Origin of the sequence: Streptococcus sp. VTCC 12905 (assembly GCF_049893385.1) — a bacterium.
In the GTDB taxonomy this organism is placed as follows: domain Bacteria; phylum Bacillota; class Bacilli; order Lactobacillales; family Streptococcaceae; genus Streptococcus; species Streptococcus suis_AA.
Genome location: NZ_JBMVJC010000068.1, coordinates 1 through 990, shown reverse-complemented (window position 1 = coordinate 990; position 990 = coordinate 1). Strand labels below are relative to the sequence as shown.

Below are 990 nucleotides of genomic sequence, written 5' to 3'. Positions count from 1 at the left end.
TAAATAAAAAACACAGATAGATTCAAGCTGATTTTGATGAAATTCAGCCGAACTATCTGTGTTTTTCTTTTTATCTCTATTATCTTGGACTATTTTCTTAGCCAATTTCGTTAGATTCATGCTCATTAGGAGGAATCCTATCTCTGTTTCAACCACTTTTTGTCCTCTGACATGAACTCTGCGCACGCCAAAAACACCCTTCATCCTACCAAATACAGGTTCGACATCCACCTTGCGTTTGGCATAAATGCGGGCTCCCACTTTACTTGTCAACTCATCTTTGACAAGGTTCTTGAAATAGTTCCACGTAGGATTATACTGAATTTGTTTGAGATTTCCTTTTTCCGTCCGTGCTAATTGGTCTAATTCCTCACTAGCTTGTACTGGATCAGCTTCGTAAATCTTAATATCTCTCTCAAATCCATATTTATCCGTTCTTCGTGAATAATTCTTGAATGAATACACAACTCCATCTGGCTTTATCCACTGATCAGAATCTTCTAGATAGGTCCAGTTTTCAGGATTGGCATCACTCTTCTTATAGCTTTTCTTCTGCTCTTTCTGATATGTTCCGTAGGGAATCAGAGGTGTTTTCTCTAGGTCATCAACGATAAAGCTATAATTTTCTTCACTTCCATAACCTGCATCCGCGACAATGTGTTGAAAGAGTTCTAAGGTTTGGATGGATTGAAGAAAAGGCTTGAGTGTACGAGTGTCAGTTGGATTCGGATACAATCCGTAAGCTAAGGCAAACTGGCTGTTTGTACCAAGTTGGAGGTTGTAGCCTGGTTTGAGCTGACCATTCTTCATATGATCTTCTTTCATTCTCATGAATGTTGCATCATGATCCGTTTTAGAGTAGGAGTTTCGCTCTTGTAGAATCTGTTTATCTCGTTCGTACTTCTGTTTCCGAACAAGACAATCCTCTTTCAACTTTCTCTTTAGTTTCTTAATTCTTCTTCGTTTCTGTCTGTTGGCTGAGCCACCTTT

Annotated in this window: 1 pseudogene; it reads right to left on the bottom strand. The window is 38.9% G+C overall.

The features are described from left to right. Positions 1–90 precede the first annotated feature (90 nt). Positions 91–990, bottom strand: a pseudogene (locus tag ACPC58_RS11615) (transposase); the annotation flags it as partial.